Here is a 23,342-nt window from a genome sequence, read left to right as displayed (position 1 = left end):
GAATTGATTGAACAAACAGCAAAAAGCAATAACATCCCCTAGGCTACTTTAGCGACACATTTAAAAGACTGGTTACAATCTGACCCAACTAAAAACCTGCATCTAACTTGTTTTAGTACTCCACTTGAAATTGCCTATGAACGTGCCCAAAAAGACATGCATTTACTCCATATCAAAGGCTTTAAGCAAGAGCAAACTGCTGAAGTTTTACAGCAAAACCTACCGATTACAAAGCGTGAGTCGGAGGTATTATTTTGGGTTTCTTATGGCAAAACGAGCTGGGAGATCTCACAAATTCTAGCGATGAGTCCAAGAACAGTGAACAAACATCTAGAGCAAATTTATCGTAAATTAGGCGTTGATAATAGAACATCTGCCGCGGCGATTTCAATTAGGCTCCTAGAAGCAACACACTAATCGTCAATTAGCCAGTTAGTTCGACAGTTGTCTATTCGATTTCCAACTTTAAATTAACCATTTAAAATCAATTACATGTAAAAATTAGTTAATCAAACCGATATTATCGTCGACAATAAACGACAAAAACACCGGTTTAACCTTTTCAGTTGTCATTAACAAAAGGACGACTATTCCCCTGATGAACTCGTTATATTTCACCGCGAATGTGCTGTCTAACTTGCTCTTGATAAAACGTTTGTAACTTAGCGCTTAGTACTTGTGACAATGGTGGCAAATCACTAGTTAACGCATTACTAATCACTTGCTGTGACGAGCTCGCCCCCGAAATAACCGTACTGACTTGAGGTTGGTCTAACAACCATCGCAGCGAGCACTGCAGCAAATTCATGTCACTTGGGAGCATGGTTTTCACTTGGTCAGCTAAATCAACACCAAGTTCAAATGGCAGACCATTGAAGGTTTCACCAACATTAAATGCGGCGCCGTCACGGTTGTAGTTACGGTGATCCTGAGCTGAAAAAGTACGATTTTTTGCATCCGTCCACTTAATAAGCCACTCGCTAATGGCAAACGGGCAATAATGCCGATATTCTTCTGCTCGGCTATAGGCAGTAACTTCTCAACCGCGTCTTGTCTAAAGATGTTAAAAATGATCTGCAACGTCGCCAGACTATTCGACTGGCAACAGACTAAAGCATCTTCAATGGTTTCAACACTTGCGCCGTAATGTGTGATCAACCCTTCCTGTTGAAACGCTTCCATCCAACTAAATATCTCACCGGTTTTTAACATCTCCGGGGAATGCAGTGCAATTGCACCAAATCAAGGGACTCAACACCTAATCGAGCTTTTGAACCTTCTAGGCTTTTTCGTACGCTGTTTTTGTTATACCCATCCGGAAACAAGTCACCACCGCGACCAACTTTAGTGATCACCACGGGTTTAGTTTTTGGGTTTTTAGCCAATCCCCAATGCGTTGTTCGCTGACCCCACCGCCGTAAACATCGGCAGTATCAAACAAGTTAATTCCCTGCTCAGCAGCCGAATCCAATATTGCCTTTGCTTCACTATCCTCAACCGGGCCAAAGTCATTGCCTAACTGCCAACAGCCTAAACCTATCTCAGAGACTTCAAAACCGGTTTTTCCTAACGTTCTTTTTTCATAATGTGTGGCCCATCTAATGTGTTTTTAATATTATTAACGTCGTATTTATGTTCGTATTTAATTGGTATAAAGCTCCTTGTTTGGCCGCTAAATACCCGACCTTGTACCTAAAACCAACTGTTCTTTTGACTTGTTACCAATTCCATAATGTCCCATCTTCAAGGCGATTTACCGGCAGACAAGCACGTTTATATGGGTATTTTTTGGCAATTGATTCGTCGATATCAGCGCCGTGCCCAATCGCCTCCCATGAGTAAAATAGCCATCAACGTAACGGTAATCTCGGGTGAATACCGATTCCATTTTTTCACTGTGGGCCATATGTTCTTGAATACCAAAATTTGCTACCGAATAATCAAAATGCAATGCCGCAGCCATGCAAATTGGCGAAAGATCGGTCGCCCCGTGACACCCTGTTTTAACATGAAACAAACTGGCAAAGTCGGCGATACGTTTTAGCTGCGAAATGCCACCGGCGTGCACAACGGTAGTTCGAATATAATCAATCAATTGGTTTTGAATAAGCTCTCTGCAGTCATGAATTGAATTAAAGACTTCACCAACCGCAATAGGGGTCGTTGTGTGGTGACGGATCAATTTGAAACTTTCTTGGTTTTCAGCCGGAACCGGATCTTCCATCCAAAACAGGTGGTAAGGTTCTAACTCTTTACCTAATCGCGCCGCTTCGATGGGCGTTAACCTGTGATGCACATCGTGCAGAAGATGAATATCATCACCAAACTGCTTTCGCACCTCGGCAAACAACTTAGGTGCATAGTTTAAATACTTTTCTGTCGACCACGTATCTTCCGTAGGTAAGTCTGAGTCTGCGGGTTCGTACTTCTTGTTGTTTTTAGAAACCCCATAAGTCCCTGCCACGCCTAGGATCCCAGATTGCACACGAACCGCCTTGTATCCTTGATCTATGGCTTTTCCCACTTGCTCAAGGGTTGATCCGAGATCAAGACCGTTGGCATGGGTATACACCATGATTTTATCCCGGCTTCGACCACCGAGCAGCTGATACAAAGGCATATTGGCGGCTTTCGCTTTAATATCCCACAGAGCAGTATCTACCGCCGCTATTGCCGTCATGCCAATGGGGCCACGACGCCAATACACGCCTCGATATAAATACTGCCATATGTCTTCAATTCGCTGAGGATCTCGGCCGATTAACATTGGAATAACATAATCTTCAAGGTAAGAAACAACGGCTTTTTCTCGCCCATTCAAGGTTGCGTCACCCACCCCATACAAGCCTTCGTCTGTGATAATTTTGAGGGTCACAAAATTACGTCCTGGACTGCAAACGATGACTTTTGCATCTATAATTTTCACAACGTTTTCCTCTGGTTAAATTTAGTTTGCCGCGAACTTAGAAAAATAAATTAGGTAAAAATAGAACGACTTCTGGAAAGATTGCTAACAACGCAATTAACACCAGTACCGCACTGAAAAACGGCATCGCTTCTTTCACATAGTCATCGGTCGGGCATTTTAGAATGCCGCATACGGTATACATCGCTATTCCTACAGGGGAGTCGTGCCGCCAAATGACACCATGAGCAACATCAAAATACCAAAATGCACTGGATCAATACCAACTGATTGGATCATTGGCACTAAAATAGGGGTAAGGAGTAATACGGTTACTGTGCCTTCCATTATCATGCCGACAACAAACAATAATACGAGGCACAGCAATAGAACGATTCCAGGGTTTTCAGTGACTTGAGTTATCGCTGTGGCGAGGTCAACCGGCAATTGTTCATAAGCAAAGAGGTAGCCAATCATCCCCGAAAATAGAATAATCGACATGATCATGCCGATGTCAGAAACACTCTCAACAAGTGCGTTTTTGATACTCGATAAGGTAATTTCATCATACGCCAGCCAGCCCACTAATACCGCGTAGATAACTGCAAAAGCCCCGGCTTCAGAGGGCGTGAAGATACCAAAACGTATTGTGACCACTAAAATTAGCGGAAAAATCAGTGCCCATTTACAATCCTTCATGGCATGCCAAATTTCTTTAGCACTTGGTTTTTGACTCGACTCCGGCGTGTAGCCTCGTTTTTTGCGACTATGTATACGGTCAACATTAGGATCATGGTCAGTAATATGCTACAGGTACTATGCCAGCAATAAATAACTTACCAATTGATACGTTACCAACAAAACCATAAAGAATAAGGCCAATGCTCGGTGGTAAAGTCGCTGTAATTAAAGCGCTTATCGCAATAATCGCGCTGCTAAAGCCATTACTAAACCCAGAATCAATCATAGGTTTACCCAGAATTCTTGATTGCATGGCGGCGTCAGCGATTGCCGAACCAGACACGCCTCCCATTAATGCACTGAGTACAATTGTTACGTGGGCTAAACCGCCGGTGATCCAAGCCACCAGCAAGTTTGAAAACGAAATAAGTCTGCGGGTAATTCCTGACTTATTCATCACCTGCCCGGCGAGGATAAAAAACGGTATGGCAAGTAAGGGAAAGCTCTGACTCGCTGCAACAATACGCTGAACCCCAACGAGAATTGGTATATGTTCAGATAGGGTAAAATAGCCCAATCCGGTCAATAACAAACTAAATGACAAGGGCATGCCGACAATGAGTAAAAGAATAAACATCGCTAATAGGATCATTTATTTACACCCATTTGTCCGAGGTTAGCTTTTTGTTCGTCTTCTAACTCACTGAGCAGGTAACTTGGTAGCTTAACGCCATCTGAATGGATGTTAGCCAGTATTCCGTGTCTCAACCTAAATAACGCTCGCCATTGCTGTTGCACTGTATTTAGCATTAATAAGGCGCCAACAGGTAAAGCCAATGTCACCAAAGAATATGATAATCCCGTTGTACCAAGTTCGCGTTGTGGATTTAACAGTACCAGTTTAAGCCCAAAAATAAGCAATATGACTAAACCGATAAACATCAAACTGTACAACACTAAATCGAGTTTCACCCTGTGTTGCCAACTCAAATGCCGAACAAATAGGTCAACCCCAACGTGTTCAAAATTGCGCAGTGCTTGGTCCGCACCCAGCATGGAAAGCCACGCAAAAAACAGTTGCGCAAAATCAACCGACCATATAATTGGTGCGCCAAATGAACGCATCACGGCAGCCGAAAAAACCAACAGCACAATCGCAACCAATAAACTCGCAGCTAATCTTTGTTCAAACTGAACTAACTTGTCACTCATCAACTGACCCTGCGCCAATTGCATTGTTTTTAATTGAAAAGCATTCGATTAAGTATAATTTCATTGTTTTAAACTCAACTTAAGCTTTGCTCTAAGTTCGGTATAACCGAGTACGTCATAGGTTTTATTGGTCGCTTCGATAAATGCGCGTTTATCTACTTCATGGATCACAACGCCATAATCGCGCATTTTTGTTTCGTATTCGGCTAATAAATCAAAGTTGAGTTGCGAGGCAAATTCCCTGCTAAAAACGCTTGTTCAGTGACTATCAATTGATCTGCTATCGAAAGTTTGTCGAACCAAGTTGCGCTGCCCACAAGGCCCGATATTAGGTTGATATGAGCTGTTTTAGTGATGTAGGTGATAACTTCATAAAGACGCGAACCCCATGTGCCCGGATGTTGAGCTTCGGCACCGTCAATGACCTTTTGTTGCAATGCGCTATACACTTCAGTCCAACCTAAAGGCGTAGGCGTAGCACCGAGCGCACGGATTGTCTCTAGCCAAACGGGGGCGCCAATGGTACGTATTCTAACGCCAATCAAGTCATCTGGATGGTTAATTTCTTTGTGTGTTAACAAGTGCCGTTCGCCCTGCCACCAGTTAAAAGACAATACCTTTAACCCCGCGTTTTGACTAAGTTGCGCAGCCCAAGCGTTAAAGACTGTTGAGGTAACAATTTTTTTGACCTCCGCCAGCCCACTAGCCAAATAAGGGGCACCTAATATGCCCATCTCATTTTGATAAATTGCCAACCGGCCGCCATCGACCAGAACCGCAACGTTCGCTCCAGCACGCGCCTGTTCTAATATATCGTTGTCGCTGCCAAGTTGTGACCCTACAAAAATCCTAACAATAATGTCTTTATTTGTTGCTGTTTCAACGCCCTGTTTAAACTTGAGCAAACCTTGATACATAGGATCAGAGCTACTAAGCGAAGTGATCACATTTAGCTCATTTACACCCCCATAAACTGGACGAATAAAACCTAAAGTGACGAGGATGAAAATGAGTAGTTTCATTTCAAATTAGTCCACCCACATGCTCTGCTCTGGGCCTAAATAGCTCTTTTTAAGTCCGCCAGTATTTACAATGACTTTTTGGATAACGACTCCAATATCCACCATATAAATCCGTAGCTTATGCGCTCCCGGCTGTTTTACATTGTGATGACTCACCGCATAGCGCACACCATTTTTGACAGACTCCTGCCAATCGTTTTGCTTACTATTCTCTAAGACATCAACCATTATTGGCTCTTCATCATCAAATCCGATGGCGAATCTTAAACCACGTGTAGGCACAAAATTTAGACTTGGCGCGACTAAGGTTTGGATCTCCACGGCCCCTTGGTTAAATAGAAATAAATCATATTCTAGGTAAGGCGCGTCTTTATAATTTTGAATGCTTTGGTCAATATTTTTTGACATTGCTGACATCGACGATTGCGTGCGTCCATGGAACGGGATCTCTTGCCAACTTGCATTACCAGTAGAACCAAGTGCCTGTGCACTAACGGCTTCTAAAGCAACATAACCGTCCGCTTCGACAAATCCGCGCAACTCTGTATTGCCTATGGATTAAATGCACTGATGTTAACTGTCGCACCGCCCCAACCGGTGCCTTTGATAAATACCGTTGCACTTAACTCACCTTTAGGAGCTTTTGCCCAATCAACACCTACTAAAATGCGTGTATCGTTAGTTAACAACCCCTTGTTATGACTTAACGTTACCCATGTTTTGCTGGCTGTCGCGCTAAACTCAAATGGCATTAACCCTTTATTAAAAACATCAATGTAACGCTGTTTTTGCCCAAACGGACTGAATTGGTCTAGCACTAATCGGTCGATATGAGGCCAAACATTGGCAGTGCCTTCTACAGCAACCCCCATGTCAGAAACATTAGCAGGCGAGCTTGTTGCCAACCAGGGCATTACGTCTGCTGGTGGATTATTCCAATGGGTATAACCAATATGAGTTTGATCCATAAAATGCGCCCAGCGACCATTATTTAATTGATGGTAAGTTGCTTTTAAAGCGGCATCTGTTTCAAAGTTTTTTGGGCAGCCGCCGCATATTTATTTGCGCTGGCGCGCCCTTGGCTGGCGTACAACCTATTTTTAGCGACGTTATTGTATAGCTCATAAAGATTCGCCGTTGCTTTTATTGGATGCAAAACCAATTGGAAATAAGCCGATTTTTTATCGTCAGATAACCTATTATGTATGCGCTCAGCTAGGTCTACCGCAGCGGATAATTCAACCGAAATTCGGTCGGCTTCATTGTAATTAAACTGACTATACGTAGTGACATCCATGAGTTCCGGTTTTCTACGACCATTATGACGGGTGTATGTCGTCAAAATATTTGCTATTTGGGTCGCATATTTATCACCAAACTGCTGTTTCACCCATTCATGAGTATATTCTGCTAATTTTTCTTTTGGTATTGCCTCGGGATCCCACGCATAGGTAAGGAAGAAATCCGTTGGGTATTCCATCGGCTTTAAGTCGCCAACATTAGTGAGCCAGATTTGTTTTGCGTCAAACTGGTAAGCGAGCGCCATTTGCTCCCAAATTTTTGCAATAGGTGTTGTATTTATCCAGCGATAAGAACGTGGACCGCCAACATAGTCAAAATGATAATACACCCCTGCCCCGCCTTTTCGCTTGCGCTCCTGCGGCGTTGGTAATCGGCGTATATTGCCCCAATTATCGTCTGACCAAAGTAAGGTAACATCGTCAGGCACACGCATGCCCTTTTCGTAATAACTTTGCACTTCTTTATAAAGCGTCCAAACCTGCGGTACGTCACTTACCTCCCTGTCTTTAAAGACATTTGAGAGAATCGTTCGCTGGTCCGCCACGATGTGTTCTAATAACTCAATATTCTCATTTTCACTCATTGGCGTATCGTGTTGACCACGCATACCTAAGGTATAAATGCTTTCAAATGGCTTATTGCGCTCGGCGCACTTTTGCCAAAATTGATATAGATTTTCGGCGTTAACGTCGTAATCCCATTTGCCTGTGCCACGACGGTCCCACTCCTTATCAGCGCACAACATGGGTTCATGGTGAGAGTTGCTCATGACAATGCCGTATTCGTCGGCTAACACCATGTTTAAAGGATCGTCATCACTAAAGGCATTGTTCCACATTGCAGGCCAAAGAAAATTGGCTTTTAGTCGCAACAATAAGTCGAAGATGTGTTGGTAAAATTGATGGTTATATTCACCAAATTTGGCCTTAACCCAATTAGTCAGCGCCGGGGCCTCGTCATTAAGAAAAATGCCTCGGTACTTTATTTTAGGCTGAGTTTGATAGTGCGTATTATGTTTGACATATAGCTGCTTACTTTGTTTAACGGGCACATCAGCCCACCAATACCATGGTGAAACGCCAATTTTTTCGGCTAAATCATAAACCCCAAAGGTTGTTCCCCGCTTGTCACTCCCAACGATGACTAATGCTTTTTTGTTGATGGGTGTGATTGAGGAAACGGGTTATCAATAACCTCAATTCGAAACGCCTCCCATTGACCTTGTAAGCTTTCAATATCCAGCTTTTGAGTGCGGACAAGTTGGTCGATTAAAGCGCTGCGGCCAATCGTACCAACAATGATAAGTGCAGCGTTATCAGGCGTATGATTTGAATTTGAAACTGTGGCGAGCTTCCCCGTCACCTTTTTTATATCAGCTTGCAGATTGTTTACTGCTCGTAATACGCCCTTATGGTCACTTTTATCAACGTAGATATCAGCAACCCTATCGTTTTGAACAATGCCAAAGTCCGCATTCAACGGGTTAAAGAGGACATAATCGCCGTCATTTGCCTTAGCTTATCGAAGTCGATAAGATGCAGATGAATAACGCGACTATTGTTTTAGCAATAATAGATAACGATTTCATCCTACTTATCCGTACTTTCAATTCGACTATGGATGCCTAACATAGTGCCGACAAACCCCTGAGCAATCGCAGTACTGAGTATTTTGCCATCCAAGTTCGCCGCTAACGTTATTTTTTCACCATCCGCAATTTGGTATGCAAAGCTGATATCAGCCTTGTCACCACTTATTTCTAAAACGAGTTGCTGGTCGTTTTTAGCGCTGATTTCAACTTGCTTGATTATCTTTCTTGGTTCAGAAGCGTTTTTATCCTTTGTTCTTTCCAAAAATAGTTGAAATTTGCCATCGCCGATCTTTTTAACTCCCAAATAATAATGGTAAAACTCGTTTTGAAATGCCACTAACCCAGCTGAAATATCTGTAGATTGAGGGAGCGCTAAGCCTGTTGTGACTTGATAAGTCATATGCTGCTGGCGACGACTTAAAAAACCGGCTGCTTTAATGACGTTAAATCAATTGGCGCAGGTGTGATGTTCATTTTGCCATCGGTTAACTCATACCATCCACTATAAAAACTGCGTAATGTATTCCAATTTACATTCAGTTTTTGACCGTCAAATTCATCACGCCAGATAAAATTGCCCGTTTGTTTTTCATCAATATCAAGGGAATTGTTAATGGCGGGTTTAGGTAAACGGTGCGGAATTGCTTTGCCTTGTTCAAGTATATGTGGCCAACCTTTGCGCCACGTTACGGGTAATAAAAATGACTCGCGCCCCGTGTTATAAAACCGTTGATCATAAGCGCGAGTTGCCAAAAATACGGCCCACCAGTCGCCTTGTGGCGTTTGCACTAAGTCGGCGTGACCAGCCGTTGTAATTGGGTTGCGTCGGTCATCAGGTAAGTCACGCTGTGTTAATATCGGATTTCCTGAATATGGAATAAATGGGTCGTTTATGTTTTTCGCTCGAAACACAACTTCTGAATGCTGATCCGCAGTACCGCCCTCAGCGCACATCAAATAGTACCAACCATTAACTTTATATACGTGGGGAGCTTCTATCCAAATCGGCTGTTTAGCCAAGTCCACGCCACCGTTAACAACTACTCGACCGCTGTCACTTATGACTTTTTTAGCAGCTAGGTCATATTCCCACATCCAAATCGCACGGTGGCCTTCATATAAAGGCTCGTCAACCGGAGCGTCGTTATGAGTGATGTAAACTTTTCCGTCGTCGTCAAAAAATATGTCGGGGTCAATCCCACCAATTTCCGGTAGCCAATAAGGTTCTGACCATTCACCCGCAGGATCTTCGGCCGTGACAAAAAAGTTGCCACCGCCATTTACCGCAGTTGTGATCATATAAAATAATCCGTTGTGGAATCGAATCGTTGGGGCATAAACCCCTGCGATACTTGATTACCTTTTAAGTCGAGTTGCTTTTGATTAGTTAACGCATGACCCACTAGCTTCCAATTCACTAGATCGCGACTATGCAGAATTGGTACACTAGGGTTGTAGGCAAAAGAAGATACAGCAATGTAATAGTCGTCTCCTTTACGTGTGATGCTCGGGTCCGGGAAAAATCCAGAAATAACAGGGTTTTGATATTGCCCTTCCGGCATAGGTTCAGAAAATATTTCATCCATACCTTGGTATTCAAACCAATCAAATTCGACGGTTTTGGGGTTTGGCGTTTGGCCGGTTAACCCTTCAGCCATGCCAACAAGTGCAGGTTTATTTTGAAACTTCTCATTAAATAATAAAGGCCAATCTGCGCGTTTTCTAAACCCAGGATCCAACTATCGCCATCGGTTATCCCCCAAAGCGTTATACCTCCTCGTAAATGTTCAGGAACCACATCCATATAGGCATCAACCACTTCAGCGTACCGTTGGCGTTGTAACGTCGAGACTTCTTTGGTTAACTCCGAATATTGCTCCGATTGGTTTACGGCAATGTCCAGCTCCGAAACTCTAACCTTAACCCCTCGTTTTACGACTTTCGTAAATGCCTCTTTGATATTTTTTATGCTTGGTGTGTCAGTATCGATATGGACTTGAAAGCCTATGCCATCAATTGGCACATTGCGTTGCTGAAAGTCTTCTAGCATTTTAACCACACGGTCAATTTTGCTGACGTTTTTTACTAAGTCATAATCGTTGTAGTATAAATCGACTTCAGAGTCTGCTTCTCTTGCTAACCTAAAGGCCATTTCCAAATACTCAGGACCAATATTGTTATACCAAATAGTTTCTCGGTATTTTGTTGGGTTACTCGCTGTGCCGTCATCTAAAAAAGCTTCGTTTACCACGTCCCAGCTCGCTAGTTTTCCAGCAAAATGGCCAGCAACAGTCGAAATATGATTTTTTAACAGTGCTTTGAAATCGTCTTTTGAACCTTGATAATCGTTCATCCATTTCGGAGATTGCGTGTGCCAAACCAGCGCATGGCCATGCATTATCATATTTTGTTGGTGTGCATATTCAACCAAAGCATCGGCATGGGTGAAAGCAAACTTGTTTGGCTCGGGCTGCAAAAACATCATTTTCATAATATTTTCAGCGGTCAGGCTATTAAAGTGAGTTTCAACAACTTCTTGGCGCTCAGAACTGATTAATAAACTATGCGCATATGGATCTGCAGGGACGGCAACCCCAACAGGGAAGTCGACTAACGATTTAAGCGGAGGGACTGAATCGATGGAAAAAACATTCGATTTTAGAACCTAGGATTCGATTGGGACGTTTGTGATTGTGGGGCTACACCCCATAAGTAGCACACTTGCTAATGTTGATATAATAAAGCGATTTGACGGTATTTGGGCTAATTTGAGCATAATTATTTTTATTATTATTATTTAGGCTAGTATTTCTTGAGACTACTACCTATCCAAATTCCGTGCTTTTATTGCTTGTCATATTTAAGTTATGAAATTTACCTATTTGTAAACGCTTAGAACAAAAATAACTCAGTCAGTTATTTCAAAGTTCTTCTTCAAATGGAAAGCTGAAATGGCGACGCAGGCAGCCCATGAACATTAATTAAATTCGCCTTGACTGGATTATCTGCCCACCCATAGCGGACCGTTACTGGGTTGCTGATTTGGTTGCTCCACACTTTTATTTTGTCTCCGACAATAGTGGCATTGGCCCACACAAACTTACCATCGTTTCCTGCGAGACTGAATCCCAATAAAGGGGCGTTCTCGTTGGCTTTATTTCGAATCGCTAGTTTGCTACCAAACAACTTAAAACTCAGCCAAACGTGATTGTCGACCACTTTACCCTTGCTTATTTCTGGACCTGAGTACACGACTTCATTGATGCCATAAGCCAGCTTTTGAGCCGCAAGGAACAATCGTTCACCAACGTCTTTTTTATTTAATGGATGAATGTCATTCCATTCACCGATATCAATCGTCACTGCCATCGCCGTGTTTGGCTCGGTCAATGCCAATCGTTGTGCTTCTCGAGTTTCGGCCCATTGGCTTTCTACAGGTTTATTGTTTTCTGCCATAAAGTTAGCTAACTGAACAAAAATAAAGGGAAATTACCCTGTTGAAACTGTTTGCGCCAATCTCGGATCATGGCAGGGAATAAAGTTGCGTATTCAGTTGGTCGGTCAGTATTTGATTCACCTTGATACCAAATTGCTCCTTTGATCTTGGTCTTCAATATAGGCGATAACATCGCATTGAAAAAACCAAGTGGCTGTTTATATTCCTGAAAACTAGGACCCGCAAGTGGTAACGACTCTGCTCCAACTCGAAAGCTCCATGGACCATTTAGATCAATTGTCCGACTTCCAACATTGAGCTGATAAGGTTTATCACTAACAAACCCACCCTTTCCGGCACTGCTAATCACTCGAACCACCACCACATTTTTACCCGCCTTCAAAATGTTTTTATCAACGCTATATCGACGCGGTGGATACTGGTAAGTGGTATTACCTACTTTCCGACCGTTGATAAATGCAGTGTCAGCGTCAACAATACGACCCAAAATCAGTTTCGCAGGTAGGTTGGTTTCAGCTTTGGATAATTCAAATTCCTTTCGAAACCACACCACACCATTTTTTGTGTCAATGCCTTTGTCTTGCCAAAATGACGGTAAAACCGTGGTTTGCCACATCGAAGCGTCATAGTCGCGGTCAGACCAAGTCAGGTTTTTGTCATTGGGTTTCAGCCCTAAATCTTGAGCGTTTAGTTGGTTGTACCAATCGTCATTCCGTTTATGATCGCTGGCTATCAAATTAGCGAGATAATTTTCTTGACGGTATTTATTAATGATATCGAGGTAATGTGGAAACTGCTCTAGGGCCGATTCACTAAGCCAAGCTTCCGCTGGCGAGCCACCATAACTACTATTTATAATGCCAATCGGGATCTGGTGATTTTCTGCGAGACGGGTTCCAAAAAATAGCTGACCGCAGGAAACTGTCCTAAGTTTGAGCTATCTACACGCTGCCACGACCCCGATGTTACGTCATCTTGAGCCTGCTCAAAATCATATTTTCGTGGGACTTTAAATAAGCGGATATTTGGGTATTGGCTTAAAGTAAACTCTTCGGGGTATTTGACTTTAACTCGCGCCATGGTCAATTCCATGTTTGACTGCCCAGAGGCTAGCCACACATCACCAAATGAAACATCCCTTATTGTTAATGTATTATGCCCACTAATAACGATTTTGTGGTCACTACCAGCGATTTGAGGTGGTAAATTTATCGACCACTTTTGGTTTAAGGCGGTGACTGTGCCTATCAATTTGCCGTCTAAACTTACTGAAACTTGTTCGTGATTATCCGCCCATCCCCATAGTAGATTGTTACTGTCTCTTTGCAGAACAACCCCATCACCAATCAACCGAGGTAGACTTATATTTGCGATTGCAGACGCACTAAAAAATAGCAAAAAGCGCAACAGCCTAATGCTCTGCTGATTAAATTAAACATAAAGACAACCTCTAGGAATCGACAAACAAGCCACGATTGTAATCACTTTTAGCCATAAGATTATTATCTAAAACCACAACAAAGTTATGATTTTATTTAGTGTTGAGCTTTACGGTTTTTTATTTGATATTGTTTATAGGCAAACAAAAATGCTGAAACCGCTTATATCAACATAATAATAAGAATTTAAATGTAATGCAGTTAACCCAAAACAATTTGGATCGTCTTAGCAAAGACATCCTAAAACCGAAATTCGACCGACAACAAACCCAAATTGGTATTGTACATTTAGGTCCTAGCGCTTTTTTCAGAGCACATCAGGCTTGGTATACTCAACAAGCACTTAATGTAAAAGCTGGAAACTGGGGTATTTGTGCTATTGCATTAAATAGTAATCGCGTTAAACAACAGTTAGAACCACAGCAGGGTTTATACACCTTAGTTGAGCAGGATAACATTGCACAATATTCAATTATTGGCTCGGTCAAAGAGTTTCTCGCGTTACAGGAAGATTTCAGTCAGGTTGTCTCTCGTCTCACGGCGACAACCACAAAGATAGTGACGTTAACAATTACAGAAAAGGGCTATTGCCTTGACGCCAAAGGTCGTTTGGACTGTAATCATCCCATAATTAAACGAGATTTGTTAAACGCTGAACGTCCTGAGTCGGCAATTGGCTTGTTATTCCTTGCCTGTAAAATACGCCACCAGCAAAACACCTCCCCTTAACCATCATTAGTTGTGACAATTTAAATGATAACGGCGTCAAACTAAAAGCCGCCTTGGTTAACTATGCACAACTTGTCGATACAACATTGGCCGACATAATTCAGACCGGTGTCATTTGCCCCCGCACTATGGTTGACTCTATTACCCCGGCAACTGACGCCGACATGGCGGTGCAAATCGAACAACAGTTTGGTTACAGAGACAATTGGCCAATTAAACGTGAAACCTTTACCCAGTGGGTAATCGAAGACATATTACCCGATGATACTCCAGCCTGGTGCGATGTCGGTGTGACATTTACGCACGACATTGCAGGGTACGAAAACGCCAAACTCAGAGTGCTCAATGCCACACATTCAACACTTGCTTATCTAGGCCACTTGCTCGATATCGATACGGTATACAACGCGATCAACAATGAAGTGCTGCATACATTCATCTCCAACATGCTAAAAACCGAGATCAAACCTTCGTTAGTCATCCCTAAGGAAATGAACTATGAGTCTTATTGTGGCGCAATTTTACAACGTTACCGTAATCCGGCAATCAAACATCTGTTGTCACAAATAGCCTGGGATGGTTCACAAAAACTGCAGGTACGAATATTGCCAATTATTGTGCACAACATAAAACATCGATTCCCGATCAAAAGTTGCTGTTTTGCTGTCGCGGCTTGGATGCGCTTTGTCATTATTAAATCTCGCAACAAGAGTGAGTTGATAGACCCACTAAATCATCAATTATTAGCCATAAGCTCTTATTGTTGTGATAGTGCAGAACAAGATGTTGCGCATTTTATGGCACTCGAATTGTTTTCAGGTGTCGCCGACGAGCCCGACTTTATTGCCCAAGTGACCCAAGCCTATCGGACGTTATGCCAAGTCCCCGCTGCGATATTGTCTTCTTTAGTAAGTACAAACTAATGCCTTACCAATATTACGACTTTTCAGCGAGTTACCTATACAACAAAGGAATTCAAGACACAGTCTACGGACAACTTGACGTAATACCCCTCAATTTTGGAGCCCAAACATGAAAGTTATAACCGTTTTATTGTTGTTTTTTACTGCGTCGTCAGTGGCAAAGCATGGAGTAATGAATATGACCAAGGCGATGACGGTTATCGCTTGTGGTTAAACTACACTTTCATCGAAAATGACACACAACGCTTATTATATTTGCGCCAGATTGCCAATGTGCAACTTGTAGGGCAATCCGACACCATCAGTATTATAGACCGTGAGCTAAAAAGGCCCTACCTACACTATTGGGAAATTCAATTAACTGGTCGACGAATGTTCCGCAGAGCAACGGATTAATCATTTCAAAAGCTAACTCAACGTTGCGTCATAACTATAAATTAGATCACAGTTTAAAGATGATAAACAACGAAGGTTTTATCATTAAAACCGTAACAGACCAAAAGCAAAATCAACATGTTTTAGTCACGGCTAAATCTGATATTGGTCTGCTATATGGCACCTACCGATTAATTCAGTTAATGCAAACGGGCAAACCGCTTTCGGATGTTAACATTGTTGAGTCACCTAAAATTGCCTTAAGAATGCTTAATCACTGGGACGACCTCGATAGGCATACCGAACGCGGATATGCAGGAGAGTCGATTTGGGACTGGCATAAATTACCGCAATACAAAGAACAACGTTATTTCGACTATGCTAGGGCCAATGCGTCTATTGGTATTAACGGCACTGTCGTCAACAATGTTAATGCAAACTCGTTAATTCTAACGCCAGCTTGGCTTGAAAAAGTACGTTCACTTGCTGATATATTTCGCCCTTATGGCATCAAAATCTACCTTTCAATTAAATTTAGCTCGCCGCAGCAGATTGGTAATTTGTCCACGTCGGATCCTATAGACCCTAACGTACAAAAATGGTGGCAAGGGAAAGCAGCTGAAATATACAAGCTAATTCCAGACTTTGGTGGTTTTTTGGTAAAAGCAAATTCAGAAGGTCAACCGGGGCTAAGGCGATTACGGGCGCACACATGCTCAAGGGGCGAATATGCTTGCTAAAGCACTGCAACCATATGGCGGCAATGTTATCTGGCGTGCTTTTGTTTATTCACATGAAGAAAAAACAGAACGCTCTCTGCAAGCCTACAATGAGTTTGTACCGTTAGATGGTCAATTTGAAAAAAACGTAAGTATCCAAGTCAAAAATGGCCCGATTGATTTTCAACCTAGAGAGCCTTTTAGTCCAATGTTTGGCGCCATGCCAAAAACACCGCTAGCAATGGAATTTCAAATTACCCATGAATACCTCGGATTTAGTACCCATTTAGCGTACTTAGCAACGTTATACAAAGAAGTGCTCGACGCCGATACAAGAGTTAAAGGTATAGGCTCTACAGTAGCTAAAATCATCGACGGCACGTTAGTTAATAAAAATATTACAGCCATCGCCGGTGTTGCCAACATTGGCAGCGACAGAAACTGGACTGGTCATATTTTTGGCTAAGGCAAATTGGTATGCCTATGGCCGTTTGGTATAGGACCATGATTTAACTGCCGACGAAATAGCGCAGGACTGGATAAAGATGACACTGACTCAAGAACAGAGCAGTGTTAATAGCATCACCAACATGATGATGAGGTCCCGTGAAAATATCGTTAGCTACATGACACCTTTAGGGCTGCATCATTTAATGGACACTGGCCATCACTATGGATCAGGGCCATGGGTAGATAATTTAGGCCGTGACGATTGGAATCCGGTTTATTACCACCGAGCGGATGACTACGGCATTGGATTAGATAGAACCAGTAAAGGCACTAACGCCGTGTCACAATATGCAACATATTGGCAAACAAGGTTTGAAGACCCAGCTAAAACACCGCAACCGCTTTTACTTTGGTTCCATCATTTACCGTGGGATCACACCATGCCATCTGGCGATACTCTTTGGAATGAGCTCGTAAAACATTACTATCGAGGCGTCGTCGCTACCGAACAGATGGAAAAAGACTGGCTAGCACAAAAAAACCATATCGCCCCTCATCAGTTTAATCAGGTTAAGATGGCACTCGAAATTCAAGTTGAAGAAGCAAAATGGTGGCGTGACGCCTGTGTGCTTTATTTTCAAACCTATTCAAAACGCCCACTACCTAATGGGTTAAGTAAACCAGACAAGTCGTTAGACTATTTCAAATCGTTAACATTTCCATACGCACTATAGGACAAGGCTAGTTATGACTAATTCCAAAAAACTAAAGTGGGGTATTCTAAGTACCGCCAATATCGCTAAAGGCAAACTAATCCCTGCAATTCATGCCTCAAATTCATCGATGGTTTATGGCGTAGCCTCTCGTAATTTAGCGCAAGCTGAAAAATTTGCTCAGGAAACAAATATTCCAAATGCGTTTGGGAGCTATCAAGCGTTACTTGACGATCCAAGTATAGATATTATCTATAACCCACTGCCAAACCACTTACATGTCCCTTGGACCATTAAGGCCATAGAGGCTGGTAAACATGTATTGTGTGAAAAGCCAATTGGCTTAGATGTGGCCGAAGTCGAGCAGTTAATTGCAGTTGCAGATAAACATCCACAGTTAAAAATTATGGAAGCGTTTATGTACCGTTTTCATCCCCAATGGACACTTGCTAAACAACTCATCGAGGCTGGTGAAATCGGAACAGTGCATACAATTGATGCGGCATTTACCTTTCACAACGTTGACCCAGAAAACGTTAGAAACATGCCAAACATAGGTGGTGGCGGGATGATGGATATCGGCTGCTATTGCATTTCCGCAACCCGCTTTTTATTAGGAAAGAACCTAAAAAAGTCATGGGATCATTAGTTATGGATACTAACTTTGGCGTTGATAAACATGCCAATGCCATTTTGGACTTTGGGGATGTCAAAACCTCTTTCTTCTGTTCAACCCAAAGTGAGTCGAGTCAACGGGTTTACATAGTTGGTGAAACCGGTAGCTTAACAATTGAATATCCGTTTTATCAACCAGACGATTGCCAAGCCGAACTAACAGTGCGTCATGATCAAGTTAAAACTGTCCATAAAGTAGAAAATTGTGATCAATATGTATTTCAAGTGGATGCATTAGCAAATGCAGTAAATAACAAATTAGCCACACCAACGCCATTAACTGATGCGCTAGCGAACATGAAAGTAATTGATGGAATATTTGCCAGCGATAAGAAACAAAATTGGGTCGTGCTATAAGCTGTGACTAAAAATATAAATCCTTGTTGAGATATTAAAAATATCAATAATATTTCAACAAGGACCACATTAGCTCATCAAAAAGCAGTAAAGCAAGGGCTTAAAAGAAAGTGTGCGCCAACTTACTCATCTTCTAATTTAATATCACTAATATCTAAATTGTCGGGTTCGCTGACGACGCCTTTTGCATCATCACGATATTCACGCGGCGTTTTATTAAAGTGCTTTTTGAATATCGCATACATATATTGCAATGATGGGTAACCACAAACACTGGCAATTTCACTGGTTGTTTGGCTAGTATTTTTTAACATACTGCAGGCTTTTCTCAGCTTTTCATGATGAATTTCATTATGAATACTATGCCCACGCTCCTCTTTAAACCGTTGCTCTAAATTAGAACGAGAAATTCCCACGTAATCTAAAACCTGATCAACTTTAATTCCACGACACGCCTTTTGACGAATGAAATGCATCGCCTGCATGACATGCGTATCTTTAATCGCCTTAAAGTCCGTAGACTGGCGCTCTAAAATACCAGCTGGCGGCACTAAGTGGGGTTTAGTTGAACACTTTTGGCCGTTGAGTAAACGATGTAATTTTTTGGCGGCTTGAAAGCCCATTTCAAAACAACCTTGGCTCACCGAACTAAGTGTTACACGACTAAGAAATCGAGCAATTTCGTCATCATCGATACCAATGACACATAATTTATCAGGCACTAACATCCCAGTATGATCGCAAACTTGCAACAAATGTCTGGCACGAGCATCAGTAACGGCAATAATGCCTATAGGTGTTGGTAAAGACTGTAGCCAATCTGACAAACGCTTAATGGTATCTTGCCAGGTTTCAGGCTTAATAGGATGCCCACGATAAACTTGGCAATCGTAACCATCCGCTTTGCAAATACTAATAATGGCTTTTTCACGCTCTTCGGACCAACGATGATGTTCGTCTTTTGGGGTGCCATAAAAAGCAAAACGTTCTATGCCCTTTTGTCTTAAGTGCTGATAAGCGGTATTCACCAGTTCATAATTGTCGGTAGCGACATACGGCACATCTGGATAATCGTCTGGATTGCTATAAGAGCCACCCACGCCAACAACCGGAACTGTGGTCTTCATGAGTGCTTCTTGAATTTCCGGATTGTCAAAGTCGGCAATGATGCCGTCTCCCCCACTCATCAATATTATCGAAGCGTGCTAGGAAATCTTCTTCCAAATATAAGTCCCAATCCGTTTTAGATGCTTGTAGATAATGACCTATTCCTTCAATCACTTTTCGGTCGTATGTTTTACTCGCGTTTAATAACAGCGTAATACTATGTTTATTTTCAAACATATCGCCCACCCCTTTGGTTTAAAACTCTCTATTTATAACGTTACTACTTAAATTCATCTTATACGAATTAATAAAAATATTCGTATAAGAAATTTCATAATCAGAATTACGTTTTATTTGTTTTACATTTAATTCGTAGATGGGCGAGTTAAATACTTAGCTGTGGAACATGTTATAAATTAGTGCGTTTTGAGAAAGTTATGATGTGAGTCTCCTTAGCAACAAAAGGGTTTACACACGATTTACTTAAGTAAACTCAAAACCACCGATGGCTGAACAAACCCACTAAACGCCCGCAAGCATTAGTGTTTGTGGATTCAGAAAAAGCATAATACGTTATTGTTTTTTGCGTTAATCGTAACAAATGATAATAACAAAATTTAAATTCACAATACTCAAACGCCTTGAAAGCATTAGAATGACAAAAAATAAGAAGAATTATAAGACTATGACAACAGAACTCGATACTGCAAATTTGAATAAACCAGACTTGGCGATGGAAAAGCTATCCGTCACAGAAAAAGTTGGATACAGCTTGGGCGATCTTGCTGCCAACTTGATATTCCAGACATTTGTCACTTTTATAGCGTTTTTCTATACTGATGTATATAAAATACCAGCAGAAACCGCGACCTTCATAATTTTTGTGGGCGGTATGGTTGGTGCTTTCTTTAGCCCAATCATGGGCGTAATTGCCGATCGAACCAGTACACGCTGGGGACGTTATAGACCCTGGATATTATGGACATCTTTACCTTTTGGTTTAATGGCCATTTTAGCCTTTAGTACACCAGACATTGGCCCTCAGGGTAAAATGATTTACGCCTTAGTGACCTATGTCGGGCTAGTTATCATCTATTCTGCAAACAATCTGCCTTATGCCGCCTTAAGCGGTGTTATTACGGGCAACATGTCTGAAAGAAACAGCATGTCTTCTTATCGATTTGTCGCTGTTATGGTCGCTCAATTTCTCATCCAAGTAATGTTATTGCCTCTTGTTCTAATTATGGGTGACGGCGATAAAGCCGTTGGATTTGAAAATACCATGACCATGTTTGCACTCGTGGGCATTGTTTTCTTTCTTATTACCTTCTTCACGACAAAAGAACGCGTGATAACCAAAGCTGAGCAGAAGTCTACAATTAAGCAAGACCTCATTGATTTAGTGAAAAACAAACCTTGGGTGGTTATGTTAACGCTTACTATTTTGGTGTTTGTCACGCTCGCGCTTAAAGGCGGAATGTACATTTACTACTTCCAAAATTATGTCAGCGAAAGTCACCTTGCTCAATTCCAACAAGACATCGGTTTCAACAGCTTTATTAGTGGCCTAAATAGCATGCTCACTAGCATGGGATTTGTTGAGTTCTTATGGCCTAAAGATGTCGCGATATCAGGCAACAGTATATTTAATGCCTGTGGCATTATCTTTATGATTATTGGTATCGGCTTCTCCAAACCACTGGCAGACAAATTTGGTAAACGAGACGTATTTGCCGGCGCATTATTTATATCGACTCTTTTTGTCATGATGTTCTATTTCTATGAGCCTGAATCCGTTGCCTTAATGTTTGGCACGCAAATATTCCACGGTTTCTTCTACGGGATCACAACCCCTATCCTTTGGGCAATGATTGCCGACGTCGCAGATTACTCTGAATGGAAAAACAGTCGCCGAGCTACAGCCATTGTCTTTTCCGCAATGTTGTTTGGACTCAAGTCTGGCCTCGCTATTGGCGGGTCTTTAGTCGCCGGTATTTTAGCAAGTTACCATTATAACGCCGAGCTGGTGACACAAACAGCAGAGACAATCGAGGGCATTAAGTTTGCCGTTAGCATCTACGCCGCTGTGCCATTTTTGATTGGCTGCGCAAGTTTATTCTTTTATGAGATAAACAAAAAATGGAACTGCAAATCGAAGCGGATTTAAGAAAATCTAGAAATTAATACAATTTACTAAATAAGAGTTTAAAAATGTCTGATACAGAAAATGTAACTATTGAACAAGTAGATTATGAACAACTTGAGAAGAAAGCGATTTCTCAACCTCTCGTTAAACATATTTATACCGCTGACCCTTCGGCCCATGTTTTTAACGGTAAAATTTATATCTACCCTTCACATGATATTGAAGCTGGCATCGAGTTTAACGATAACGGTGATCACTTCGCGATGGAAGATTACCATGTAATCTCCATGGACGATGTTAATAGTGAAGCTGTAGATCACGGTGTGGCGCTGCACGTTGACGATGTAGACTGGGCCGAACGTCAAATGTGGGCACCAGACGCAGCCTGCAAAGACGGCAAATATTACTTATATTTTCCGGCGAAAAAAGCCGATGGTATTTTTCAAATCGGCGTAGCGGTAAGTGACTCACCTACAGGGCCATTTATCGCCCAACCAAACCCGATTAAAGAAAGTTATTCAATCGACCCTGCTGTTTTTGAAGATGATGATGGCCGTCATTACATGTACTGGGGCGGTATCTGGGGCGGCCAGTTACAAAACTATCGAAACAATGTCTATGATGCATCCAAAGGTGAACCTGCGGACGATGAACCGCAGTTAGGGCCTATTGTAGCGCGCTTAACTGACGATATGCTGGAATGTGATGAAACACCTAAAGAGCTAAAAATATTAGATGAAAATGGCGATGTATTATTAGCCGGTGATCACCAACGTCGCTTTTTTGAAGCGTCTTGGATGCACAAACATAATGGCAAATACTACTTCTCTTATTCAACAGGCAATAGCCATTTGATTTGTTATGCCATCGGTGACAATCCATACGGACCATTCACCTATCAAGGGCACATCCTAACCCCTGTAGAGGGCTGGACAACGCATCACTCCATTTGTGAAATCGATGATAAATCGTATTTGTTTTACCATGACTGTGTGCTTTCAAAAGGCGTAACACATTTACGGTCAATTAAAATGGCAGAAATTAATTACAATGATGATGGCACCATAATTCCGATTGCGCCTTACAACAAATAACCTGTAACCCATTGTGGCTAATAGAAAATAAGTGAGCCAATCACTTATTTTCTATTTAAAAATGACTTACTTGTAGATACCTTGGTTCGAAATTTCAACTAACCACGCTTTACAAACACATGTTGAGACGAACCTGAGTAAACACCAACGTAACGGCAGTAAAGTCGTGAACAATTTACATTCATATCAGGTTATTTGACTAAAAAGTCATAGACCAAACACCTGTTTTTTTGAGAGTGAGGAATGACTATTTTGACATTATTCATATCCAATATAGCAATCCAAAAACGCTTTTAACCATCATGTATTCTTTCTATTTTGTGACGACTCAAAAAACACCTAAAACGGGTGCAGTTTCGTCTGGACACATGAGTTTAAAACGACAAGCCAAACTAATTTTCAGAAACAAACCAAACTTCAACAATGAAAGTAAACCATTGAAATA

At 41.9% G+C, this 23,342-nt stretch carries 28 protein-coding genes and 4 pseudogenes; 11 read left to right on the top strand and 21 right to left on the bottom strand.

Annotated features, from left to right (window positions below; all coding sequences use genetic code 11):
• Positions 1-156: 156 nt before the first annotated feature.
• Positions 157-417, top strand: a complete 261-nt coding sequence (locus PN838_RS23095; protein ID WP_272182136.1) for a response regulator transcription factor — start codon at positions 157-159, stop codon at positions 415-417.
• Positions 418-607: 190 nt separating this feature from the next.
• Here PN838_RS23095 and PN838_RS23090 read toward each other — a convergent pair whose 3' ends face one another.
• The 20 genes and pseudogenes from PN838_RS23090 to PN838_RS22995 all read right to left on the bottom strand — a co-directional run bounded on the left by PN838_RS23090 (position 608) and on the right by PN838_RS22995 (position 13,568).
• Entirely contained in the window at positions 608-832 is a 225-nt protein-coding gene (locus tag PN838_RS23090; RefSeq protein ID WP_272182135.1) for a hypothetical protein, read from the bottom strand.
• Between the two features lie 8 nt (positions 833-840).
• Positions 841-1,212, bottom strand: a complete 372-nt coding sequence (locus PN838_RS23085) for an aldo/keto reductase (protein WP_272182134.1) — start codon at positions 1,210-1,212, stop codon at positions 841-843.
• A pseudogene (locus tag PN838_RS23080) lies at positions 1,206-1,540 on the bottom strand (aldo/keto reductase). Before PN838_RS23080 ends, PN838_RS23085 begins: the two are co-directional and overlap by 7 nt.
• A gap of 213 nt (positions 1,541-1,753) precedes the next feature.
• A complete protein-coding gene (gene manD / locus PN838_RS23075) occupies positions 1,754-2,926 on the bottom strand; it encodes a D-mannonate dehydratase ManD (RefSeq protein WP_502592193.1) in 1,173 nt (390 codons plus the stop codon).
• Between the two features lie 37 nt (positions 2,927-2,963).
• Positions 2,964-3,604: pseudogene (locus tag PN838_RS23070) on the bottom strand (TRAP transporter large permease subunit).
• Positions 3,605-3,701: 97 nt separating this feature from the next.
• The gene (locus tag PN838_RS23065; RefSeq protein ID WP_272182133.1) at positions 3,702-4,238 is read right to left on the bottom strand and encodes a TRAP transporter large permease subunit; all 537 of its coding nucleotides are present in this window, start codon (positions 4,236-4,238) and stop codon (positions 3,702-3,704) included.
• Positions 4,235-4,798: a TRAP transporter small permease gene (locus PN838_RS23060; protein ID WP_272182132.1), complete on the bottom strand. Its 564-nt coding sequence runs from the start codon at positions 4,796-4,798 to the stop codon at positions 4,235-4,237. Before PN838_RS23060 ends, PN838_RS23065 begins: the two co-directional genes overlap by 4 nt.
• Before the next feature lie 60 nt (positions 4,799-4,858).
• A complete protein-coding gene (locus PN838_RS23055; protein ID WP_272182131.1) occupies positions 4,859-4,987 on the bottom strand; it encodes a hypothetical protein in 129 nt (42 codons plus the stop codon).
• A gap of 17 nt (positions 4,988-5,004) precedes the next feature.
• Positions 5,005-5,820 carry a C4-dicarboxylate TRAP transporter substrate-binding protein gene (locus PN838_RS23050; protein WP_272182130.1) on the bottom strand — a complete coding sequence of 272 codons (816 nt, stop codon included), beginning with the start codon at positions 5,818-5,820 and terminating at the stop codon, positions 5,005-5,007.
• Between the two features lie 6 nt (positions 5,821-5,826).
• Positions 5,827-6,360 carry a hypothetical protein gene (locus PN838_RS23045; protein ID WP_272182129.1) on the bottom strand — a complete coding sequence of 178 codons (534 nt, stop codon included), beginning with the start codon at positions 6,358-6,360 and terminating at the stop codon, positions 5,827-5,829.
• An 11-nt stretch (positions 6,361-6,371) separates the two neighbouring features.
• Positions 6,372-6,788 carry a hypothetical protein gene (locus tag PN838_RS23040; protein WP_272182128.1) on the bottom strand — a complete coding sequence of 139 codons (417 nt, stop codon included), beginning with the start codon at positions 6,786-6,788 and terminating at the stop codon, positions 6,372-6,374.
• 44 nt (positions 6,789-6,832) lie between these two features.
• Positions 6,833-8,173, bottom strand: coding sequence for a glycosyl hydrolase 115 family protein (locus PN838_RS23035; protein ID WP_272182127.1), 1,341 nt, complete (start codon positions 8,171-8,173; stop codon positions 6,833-6,835).
• A gap of 92 nt (positions 8,174-8,265) precedes the next feature.
• Complete coding sequence (locus PN838_RS23030) at positions 8,266-8,601, bottom strand: hypothetical protein (protein ID WP_272182126.1); 336 nt, start codon at positions 8,599-8,601, stop codon at positions 8,266-8,268.
• Positions 8,602-8,711: 110 nt separating this feature from the next.
• Positions 8,712-9,113, bottom strand: coding sequence for a beta-xylosidase family glycoside hydrolase (locus PN838_RS23025; RefSeq protein ID WP_272182125.1), 402 nt, complete (start codon positions 9,111-9,113; stop codon positions 8,712-8,714).
• A gap of 17 nt (positions 9,114-9,130) precedes the next feature.
• Positions 9,131-10,012 carry a family 43 glycosylhydrolase gene (locus tag PN838_RS23020; protein WP_272182124.1) on the bottom strand — a complete coding sequence of 294 codons (882 nt, stop codon included), beginning with the start codon at positions 10,010-10,012 and terminating at the stop codon, positions 9,131-9,133.
• Positions 10,009-10,371, bottom strand: coding sequence for a family 43 glycosylhydrolase (locus PN838_RS23015; protein ID WP_272182123.1), 363 nt, complete (start codon positions 10,369-10,371; stop codon positions 10,009-10,011). Before PN838_RS23015 ends, PN838_RS23020 begins: the two co-directional genes overlap by 4 nt.
• Complete coding sequence (locus tag PN838_RS23010; RefSeq protein ID WP_334313557.1) at positions 10,356-11,267, bottom strand: endo-1,4-beta-xylanase; 912 nt, start codon at positions 11,265-11,267, stop codon at positions 10,356-10,358. The genes PN838_RS23015 and PN838_RS23010 overlap by 16 nt, the downstream gene beginning before the upstream one ends.
• Positions 11,268-11,647: 380 nt before the next feature.
• Positions 11,648-12,169, bottom strand: a complete 522-nt coding sequence (locus tag PN838_RS23005; RefSeq protein WP_272182122.1) for a hypothetical protein — start codon at positions 12,167-12,169, stop codon at positions 11,648-11,650.
• 8 nt (positions 12,170-12,177) lie between these two features.
• Positions 12,178-12,906, bottom strand: coding sequence for a sugar-binding domain-containing protein (locus PN838_RS23000; RefSeq protein WP_272182121.1), 729 nt, complete (start codon positions 12,904-12,906; stop codon positions 12,178-12,180).
• A 116-nt stretch (positions 12,907-13,022) separates the two neighbouring features.
• The gene (locus tag PN838_RS22995) at positions 13,023-13,568 is read right to left on the bottom strand and encodes a hypothetical protein (protein WP_272182120.1); all 546 of its coding nucleotides are present in this window, start codon (positions 13,566-13,568) and stop codon (positions 13,023-13,025) included.
• Positions 13,569-13,804: 236 nt separating this feature from the next.
• Here PN838_RS22995 and PN838_RS22990 point away from each other — a divergent pair.
• The 8 genes and pseudogenes from PN838_RS22990 to PN838_RS22955 all read left to right on the top strand — a co-directional run.
• A pseudogene (locus tag PN838_RS22990) lies at positions 13,805-14,556 on the top strand (mannitol dehydrogenase family protein); the annotation flags it as partial.
• Positions 14,557-14,628: 72 nt separating this feature from the next.
• Complete coding sequence (locus PN838_RS22985) at positions 14,629-15,261, top strand: mannitol dehydrogenase family protein (protein WP_441295815.1); 633 nt, start codon at positions 14,629-14,631, stop codon at positions 15,259-15,261.
• Between the two features lie 96 nt (positions 15,262-15,357).
• On the top strand, positions 15,358-15,657 hold the full coding sequence (locus PN838_RS22980) for a hypothetical protein (protein ID WP_272182117.1): 300 nt from the start codon (positions 15,358-15,360) through the stop codon (positions 15,655-15,657).
• The gene (locus PN838_RS22975; RefSeq protein WP_272182116.1) at positions 15,606-16,376 is read left to right on the top strand and encodes an alpha-glucuronidase family glycosyl hydrolase; all 771 of its coding nucleotides are present in this window, start codon (positions 15,606-15,608) and stop codon (positions 16,374-16,376) included. The genes PN838_RS22980 and PN838_RS22975 overlap by 52 nt, the downstream gene beginning before the upstream one ends.
• Positions 16,366-16,821 (top strand): hypothetical protein, encoded by a 456-nt coding sequence (locus tag PN838_RS22970; protein WP_272182115.1) that lies wholly within the window; start codon positions 16,366-16,368, stop codon positions 16,819-16,821. Before PN838_RS22975 ends, PN838_RS22970 begins: the two co-directional genes overlap by 11 nt.
• A 79-nt stretch (positions 16,822-16,900) precedes the next feature.
• A complete protein-coding gene (locus tag PN838_RS22965) occupies positions 16,901-17,539 on the top strand; it encodes a hypothetical protein (RefSeq protein ID WP_272182114.1) in 639 nt (212 codons plus the stop codon).
• Between the two features lie 13 nt (positions 17,540-17,552).
• Positions 17,553-18,167, top strand: coding sequence for a Gfo/Idh/MocA family protein (locus PN838_RS22960; protein ID WP_272182113.1), 615 nt, complete (start codon positions 17,553-17,555; stop codon positions 18,165-18,167).
• Positions 18,155-18,550 carry a Gfo/Idh/MocA family oxidoreductase gene (locus PN838_RS22955; protein ID WP_272182112.1) on the top strand — a complete coding sequence of 132 codons (396 nt, stop codon included), beginning with the start codon at positions 18,155-18,157 and terminating at the stop codon, positions 18,548-18,550. Before PN838_RS22960 ends, PN838_RS22955 begins: the two co-directional genes overlap by 13 nt.
• A gap of 122 nt (positions 18,551-18,672) precedes the next feature.
• Here the strand turns inward: PN838_RS22955 and PN838_RS22950 are convergent.
• Positions 18,673-19,894, bottom strand: a pseudogene (locus PN838_RS22950) (XylR family transcriptional regulator).
• 448 nt (positions 19,895-20,342) lie between these two features.
• Here PN838_RS22950 and PN838_RS22945 point away from each other — a divergent pair.
• Entirely contained in the window at positions 20,343-21,824 is a 1,482-nt protein-coding gene (locus PN838_RS22945; protein ID WP_272182111.1) for an MFS transporter, read from the top strand.
• A 44-nt stretch (positions 21,825-21,868) separates the two neighbouring features.
• The gene (locus tag PN838_RS22940) at positions 21,869-22,897 is read left to right on the top strand and encodes a glycoside hydrolase family 43 protein (RefSeq protein ID WP_215964317.1); all 1,029 of its coding nucleotides are present in this window, start codon (positions 21,869-21,871) and stop codon (positions 22,895-22,897) included.
• Positions 22,898-23,342 lie beyond the last annotated feature (445 nt).

The sequence above is a fragment of the Psychrosphaera algicola genome (genome assembly GCF_028401425.1).
GTDB classification, from domain to species: domain Bacteria; phylum Pseudomonadota; class Gammaproteobacteria; order Enterobacterales; family Alteromonadaceae; genus Psychrosphaera; species Psychrosphaera algicola.
Note: the sequence above shows the minus strand (reverse complement) of the source record. Positions and strands in the feature narration are given on the sequence as shown.

What these genes read in the sequence shown, in the direction of transcription:
- PN838_RS23005 (WP_272182122.1), bottom strand. Translation starts at nt 12,169, where the DNA reads ATGGCAGAAAACAATAAACCTGTAGAAAGCCAATGGGCCGAAACTCGA.
- PN838_RS23040 (WP_272182128.1), bottom strand. Translation starts at nt 6,788, where the DNA reads ATGGATCAAACTCATATTGGTTATACCCATTGGAATAATCCACCAGCA.
- PN838_RS22955 (WP_272182112.1), top strand. Translation starts at nt 18,155, where the DNA reads ATGGGATCATTAGTTATGGATACTAACTTTGGCGTTGATAAACATGCC.
- PN838_RS22945 (WP_272182111.1), top strand. Translation starts at nt 20,343, where the DNA reads ATGACAACAGAACTCGATACTGCAAATTTGAATAAACCAGACTTGGCG.
- PN838_RS23065 (WP_272182133.1), bottom strand. Translation starts at nt 4,238, where the DNA reads ATGATCCTATTAGCGATGTTTATTCTTTTACTCATTGTCGGCATGCCC.
- PN838_RS23015 (WP_272182123.1), bottom strand. Translation starts at nt 10,371, where the DNA reads ATGGCTGAAGGGTTAACCGGCCAAACGCCAAACCCCAAAACCGTCGAA.
- PN838_RS22940 (WP_215964317.1), top strand. Translation starts at nt 21,869, where the DNA reads ATGTCTGATACAGAAAATGTAACTATTGAACAAGTAGATTATGAACAA.
- PN838_RS23055 (WP_272182131.1), bottom strand. Translation starts at nt 4,987, where the DNA reads ATGCGCGATTATGGCGTTGTGATCCATGAAGTAGATAAACGCGCATTT.
- PN838_RS23020 (WP_272182124.1), bottom strand. Translation starts at nt 10,012, where the DNA reads ATGATCACAACTGCGGTAAATGGCGGTGGCAACTTTTTTGTCACGGCC.
- PN838_RS22965 (WP_272182114.1), top strand. Translation starts at nt 16,901, where the DNA reads ATGACACTGACTCAAGAACAGAGCAGTGTTAATAGCATCACCAACATG.
- PN838_RS23060 (WP_272182132.1), bottom strand. Translation starts at nt 4,798, where the DNA reads ATGAGTGACAAGTTAGTTCAGTTTGAACAAAGATTAGCTGCGAGTTTA.
- PN838_RS23095 (WP_272182136.1), top strand. Translation starts at nt 157, where the DNA reads ATGCATTTACTCCATATCAAAGGCTTTAAGCAAGAGCAAACTGCTGAA.
- PN838_RS22960 (WP_272182113.1), top strand. Translation starts at nt 17,553, where the DNA reads ATGACTAATTCCAAAAAACTAAAGTGGGGTATTCTAAGTACCGCCAAT.
- PN838_RS23085 (WP_272182134.1), bottom strand. Translation starts at nt 1,212, where the DNA reads ATGTTAAAAACCGGTGAGATATTTAGTTGGATGGAAGCGTTTCAACAG.
- PN838_RS23050 (WP_272182130.1), bottom strand. Translation starts at nt 5,820, where the DNA reads ATGAAACTACTCATTTTCATCCTCGTCACTTTAGGTTTTATTCGTCCA.
- PN838_RS23025 (WP_272182125.1), bottom strand. Translation starts at nt 9,113, where the DNA reads ATGACTTATCAAGTCACAACAGGCTTAGCGCTCCCTCAATCTACAGAT.
- PN838_RS22970 (WP_272182115.1), top strand. Translation starts at nt 16,366, where the DNA reads ATGCTTGCTAAAGCACTGCAACCATATGGCGGCAATGTTATCTGGCGT.